The following is a 5,445-nucleotide window of genomic DNA, read 5'->3' as shown; positions in this document are numbered from 1 at the left end:
CATCGCGCCCGGGATGGTTCCGCGCATGACCCAGTCGGGGGTGCGCGAGTCGACGACGAGGATGCTGTCGTCGCCCTTGGACTTGCGGTTCAGGTAGTCGAGCACCTCAAGCTCGCCGATGGTGCCGACGCCGGGCAGGGCGACGATCGGCTGCACGCAGAACGGCGGGCAACCGCGGTCGGTCTTTTGGAACATCGCGGGAAGGGTTGCGTCACGGTCGTGACCGCGTTGAATGGTCACGGTCTGGCCGTTGTGGACGACATCCATGCTTTCGATGGTTGCCGAGATGCGGTTGTCGGCAGCGAGCAAGGTGCCGGGCAGAGCGCTCGCGAGGATGATCAAAAGGGTGGCTGTGGTGGTCTGTTTCGGCATCGTTGGTCTCCTTAATCCGATTTGAGAGGGTCGGCCGTCACGGGTCTGATGCGACCCGGTCATCCCGTCACTGCGGTTTCTTCACGTAGGTGGGGAAGGTCGCCCCTTGCTCGCGGATGGCTTGCTCGTAGCCCATCTCTCCCTGCCGCTTTGCCTTGTCGGCCAGAGCGATTGCCGCGGCGAAATCGCCGGACTTGGCGAGATCCTGCGCCTCTTTGATGAGCTTGCCGGTGTCGCGCCATTCGCCGCGCACGGAGCTCGCCTTCTTGCGCGCGGCCTCGGCTGCGGCGATCGCCTCTTCGGCCTGTTTTTCCGCGCCGGTGTCGACAGTCGCACCTTGGGACTGCTCGACGGCGAAGGTATCCTGCTTCGTTGCCTTGATCGCCAGCTCGCGCGCCTTTGTGAACTGGCGCTCCGGCATGATCGACTCGGCCTCTTTGATCAGCGATGCGGTCTCCGCGGAGGCAACGCCCGCTGTCTCGGCGGCTGCATGCGCGGCCTTCGCTTCCTCGATAGCCTGCTCGGCTTCGGATCTGTGTGTCGCCCAAGCGCTGGTGATCGGTAAGGCGACCAAAAGGCCTCCGACCAGGATCGTTTTGAATACACTGCGAATCGACATCTTATAGGAACTCCTCTCGTGCGCTCTCAAAAGGGCGCGCCGCGGGGGCGCGCCCTCGTGCCTTTAGCGGTCGGCGTTGTCGGCGTGCGTTACTTCCGTGCTCCGGGCCCGTTGAGCTCCAGCCCGTTGTTCATGTAGGTCATGAAATACTCAAGGTTGCGATATTCCTCGCCCTGCAGCGGGAAGGGTGCAGCGCGAACCTGCTCGTTGCAGCCTTTGTAGCGGCGGTGCAGCGTGCCCATCTCGCCCCACTTGGAGCGATAGACCGGCCAGTGGGTGGTGTGGCCGAAGGCCGGGCTCAGAATCTCGGTACGCAGGGTCGTGCCCGAGTTGCCGAAGTGGCAATGACTGCACGAGAAGTTGAACTGTCCGCGTCGTGCGAAGTAGAACGCCTTACCCGCTTCGTAGGCCGCGACCGCGCGGGGATCGTCGGCCGGGATCTCTACGTTCGTCACCTGGCCGCGGGATTCGAACGCCATGTAGGCAGTGATGTCCGCCATCGGTCCCTTCGCGAGGTCAAGCGGCTTCTCGCCGTTCGCCTCTAGGCACTCGTTGATGGCGAGGGGCAGGGTAACGACCATCCCGCGATCCTTATCCCAGTAAGGATACTTGCCCACGATTGCCGGGCCATCCGGGAAACAGTCCGCGTAGGTCTTACCGTTGGCGAACGGTGTATTCCACATCTCCTCGCCGCTGCTCAATGCGTTCTCGTAGGGCGGGAACTCCTCGATCGCCTCCCAGTTCTCGCGTCCGACCGCGTCCACGGAGTAGACGCCGTTTGCGAAGTCCTGCAGAGGTACGGTCGGGAAACGCTCCGTGAAATAGGCTTGGAAGATCGCCTTGTCTTCCTCGGGTGTCGATGCGAGGGCCGGGACAGCGAGCGAGCAAGCGAGACCGACAGCGGTGAACGACAGCAATAGCTTTGACATTATCGAGGTGCCTCCGAAGGTCGCTCTTAGAGTGTCCAGACGTATTCGACGACGTCCACGAATTCCTGATTGGTCAGGATCTCGTGCTTGCCGAACGGCGGCATGGCGGCCTCGGGCGCCTTGACGGTCGCGTCCCAGATCTGGCGTGCAAGGGCTTCCTTGCTCGGGTAACGGGTCTGCATGGCGATCAAGGCCGGACCGATGGCTCCGGGGCTCTCGGCACCGACGATCATGTGACACGCGAGACAGTTGCCTTTGCCCCGGTCCTCGGCAACGGCCTTGCCTGCAGCGGCATCCCCGTTGAGGTCGAGTTGAGGCATGTCGGTCGCCGCGGCGACGACGGCGAGTGTGGTTAATCCAAGACCAAGAGCGATCGCGCTCGCTCGGATCGGGCGTAGGGACAGCATGCGTGTAGCCTCCTGAGGTCTCTGCTGTAACGACATGGATCGGAGTTGCTCCGAAGCCTGTTTTCTTATCTGATCTCCGCGTCGTCGCGCGGTCTTCCCGCGGTCGTTCGGTGACGCCGCGATGTTCTGTCGTTTGAATCCTAACACGTCGAATTGAAAATGTCCGACTCGCAAGGTGCGACGCAGAACATGATTTCCCGAACGCGGACCCGATCCACGGCGGGCTCTGTGATGGCATTCGCGGCCCATGACCGGGCATACTACTCGGGATTCACCGCGCCGTCGGCCACAGTGGCGAGGCGCACTTACAAGCCTAACGGAGGACACAGAAACCAATGTCACTTTCAAGACGTGAATTCATGCGACTCATGGGAATTGCCGGTGCTGCCGGAATGTTCCCCTCGTCGGTGTTCGCGGCAAAGCGGATGCCGGCCGACCTCTACGAGGTGCCGAAGTTCGGCAACGTCACCCTCCTGCATATCACCGATACACACGCCCAGTTAAACCCGGTCTACTTCCGGGAGCCGAACGTCAACCTCGGCATCGGGCCGGCCTTCGGGCAGGCGCCGCACGTGGTGGGCGAGGCGTTTCTGAAGCACTTCGGGGTAGAACCCGGCGGCATCGAGGCGCATGCCTTCACCTTCCTCGACTTCGACGCCGGTGCGGAGAAGTACGGCGCGGTCGGCGGCTTCGCCCATCTCAAGACGCTGGTGGATCGCGTCCGCGCCGAGCGCGGCGACGGCAACAGCCTGCTGCTGGACGGCGGCGACACCTGGCAAGGCTCGGGAACGGCCTACTGGACCCGCGGCATGGACATGGTCGGCGCCACCAACCTGCTCGGCGTCGATGTCATGACCGGCCACTGGGAGTTCACCTATCTCGACGAGGAGGTCATCAAGAACGTCGGCGAGTTCAAGGGCGACTTTGTCGCTCAGAACGTCAAGGTGCGCGAAGAGGCGATGTTCGACTATCGCTTCGCGGATTTCGCCGGCTTCGACGAGGACATGGGGCTGGCCTTTAAACCCTACACCATCAAGGAAGTCGGCGGAGTCAAGGTGGCCGTCGTCGGGCAAGCATTCCCCTATACACCGATCGCCAACCCGCAACGCTTCATGCCGGACTGGACCTTCGGTATCGAGGACGGGCGGATGCAGGAGATCGTCGATCAGGTTCGCGAGGACGAAAAACCCGATCTGGTGGTCGTGCTGTCGCATAACGGCATGGACGTGGATCTGAAGATGGCCTCGCGCGTGACCGGAATCGACGTCATCTTCGGCGGCCATACGCACGACGGGATGCCGGCGCCCACCATCGTCGAGAATGCCTCGGGCAAGACCCTGGTGACCAACGCAGGCTCCAACGGCAAATTCCTCGGCGTGATGGACATGGAGGTGAAGGACGGCAAGCTGCAGGATTTCCGCTATCGCCTGCTGCCCGTGTTTTCCAATCTGCTTGCCCCGAACGCGGAGATGGTCGAATACATCACAGGCGTGCGCGCACCCTACAAGGCTCAGTTGGAAGAGGAGCTGGCGACCGCCGAGGAGACCTTGTTCCGCCGCGGCAACTTCAACGGCACCTTCGATCAAGTGATCTGCGACGCGCTGCGCAAGGTCAACGACGCCCAGATCAGCCTCTCGCCGGGCTTCCGATGGGGTACGACCGTGCTGCCCGGTCAGAAGATCACCATGGACAATGTCATGGATCAGACCTGCATCACCTACCCGGAGACCTACCGGCGCGAGATGACCGGCGCGGACATCAAGCTGATCCTCGAGGACGTCTGCGACAACCTCTTCAATCCGGATCCCTATGTCCAGCAGGGCGGTGACATGGTGCGGGTCGGCGGACTGGACTATGTCTGCGATCCGACCGCTTCAATGGGCGAACGTATTCTCGACATGGCGCTCGACGACGGCACCAAGATCGAGCCTGACAAGACCTACGTGGTCGCCGGCTGGGCAACGGTCGGCAGTCAATCGCCGGGCGAGCCGATCTGGGAGACGGTCGCGACCTATCTAAGAGACATCAAGACGGTCAAGATCGAGAAGCTCAACACGCCGAAGCTCAAGAACGTAACGGGCAATCCGGGCATCGCGGATTATCCGTTCATGTAGTTTCAGAGGTCTAAAGCTCCTCGTCGCTCGTCTGCGGCCCGCGGCGGACCACCCATTCGGGTGTCCGTCTCGGGCCGCCGCGCACCTCGTCCCGAGAACACCCACGTCGTCCCCGGCACCGCCTCGATCGACGCACCTCGCCGCGTCGTCGGATTTAGCAATTCTTCGGATAGATATAAAGAATGCATGGATCGTTGACGCAGCTGCGCCCGCCCAACACAATCGCGCGCTCCCCGAGCCCGGCGATCGCCTGATTGAATCATCCCATCGGGGACACCGCGCCCCTGTCCTCCGAGACCTCCCGGGTGCCGTAGGTCCGGATCTCACGTGCCGTTTTTCGATGCCGATCGATGGTGTCTCATGCGGCACGCGTCGGACGATCAAAAAACAACCGCCTCCAAAGGTACCCTTATGAAGCAACACACGGTCGATGCCATCACGGCACATCCGCGTTATCGTGAGCTGATCGGTGCGCGCAAGCGCTTCGCTTGGACCCTGACCGCCGCCATCCTGATCATCTATTACGGGTTCATCCTCGTCATCGCCTTCCAACCGGAATGGCTGGCTGTTCCGGTGGCCGAAGGCTGGACCATGACCGTCGGCATGCCGGTCGGCATCCTGATCATCTTGAGTGCCTTCATCCTCACGGGCATCTACGTGGCCCGCGCGAACGGTCAGTTCGACCGCCTCACCAAAGAGATCCAGGAGGATTTCGAATGACACGTTTCGGAATGTGGGGCGTGCTTGCCGCCCTCCTGGTCCCGTTCGGGCTGGCCGCCGCGCCCGCCTTGACCGGCACGGTCGTTCAGAGCAGCGTGAACACGACGGCCATCGTGATGTTCATGATCTTCGTCGGCGCGACCCTGGGTATCACCTACTGGGCTTCGAAGCGGACCCGCACGGCGAGTGACTTCTACACCGCCGGCGGCGGCATTACCGGCATGCAGAACGGCCTGGCCATCGCCGGCGACTTCATGTCCGCGGCATCCTTTCTGGGTATCTCC

General features: G+C 62.3%; 5 protein-coding genes and 2 pseudogenes. 3 read left to right on the top strand and 4 right to left on the bottom strand.

Features of this window, described 5'->3' with window-relative positions:
* The 4 genes and pseudogenes from GPT33_RS16705 to soxX all read right to left on the bottom strand — a co-directional run.
* Positions 1-372: pseudogene (locus tag GPT33_RS16705) on the bottom strand (rhodanese-like domain-containing protein); the annotation flags it as partial.
* Positions 373-439: 67 nt separating this feature from the next.
* Positions 440-991, bottom strand: a complete 552-nt coding sequence (locus GPT33_RS16700) for a hypothetical protein (protein WP_296811198.1) — start codon at positions 989-991, stop codon at positions 440-442.
* 89 nt (positions 992-1,080) lie between these two features.
* Positions 1,081-1,920, bottom strand: a complete 840-nt coding sequence (soxA, locus tag GPT33_RS16695) for a sulfur oxidation c-type cytochrome SoxA (RefSeq protein ID WP_296811194.1) — start codon at positions 1,918-1,920, stop codon at positions 1,081-1,083.
* Between the two features lie 26 nt (positions 1,921-1,946).
* Complete coding sequence (gene soxX / locus GPT33_RS16690) at positions 1,947-2,327, bottom strand: sulfur oxidation c-type cytochrome SoxX (protein ID WP_296811191.1); 381 nt, start codon at positions 2,325-2,327, stop codon at positions 1,947-1,949.
* Positions 2,328-2,662: 335 nt separating this feature from the next.
* On the opposite strand from soxX, the gene soxB reads away from it, so the two are divergent.
* From soxB to actP, 3 genes and pseudogenes are all read left to right on the top strand, one after another.
* On the top strand, positions 2,663-4,441 hold the full coding sequence (gene soxB / locus GPT33_RS16685; protein ID WP_296811188.1) for a thiosulfohydrolase SoxB: 1,779 nt from the start codon (positions 2,663-2,665) through the stop codon (positions 4,439-4,441).
* Positions 4,442-4,852: 411 nt separating this feature from the next.
* Positions 4,853-5,161 carry a DUF485 domain-containing protein gene (locus tag GPT33_RS16680; RefSeq protein WP_296811183.1) on the top strand — a complete coding sequence of 103 codons (309 nt, stop codon included), beginning with the start codon at positions 4,853-4,855 and terminating at the stop codon, positions 5,159-5,161.
* Positions 5,158-5,445, top strand: a pseudogene (actP, locus tag GPT33_RS16675) (cation acetate symporter); the annotation flags it as partial. The gene GPT33_RS16680 and the pseudogene actP, both read left to right, overlap by 4 nt.

This window comes from Thiocapsa sp. (assembly GCF_011390875.1).
In the GTDB taxonomy this organism is placed as follows: Bacteria; Pseudomonadota; Gammaproteobacteria; order Chromatiales; family Chromatiaceae; genus Thiocapsa.
Note: the sequence above shows the minus strand (reverse complement) of the source record. Positions and strands in the feature narration are given on the sequence as shown.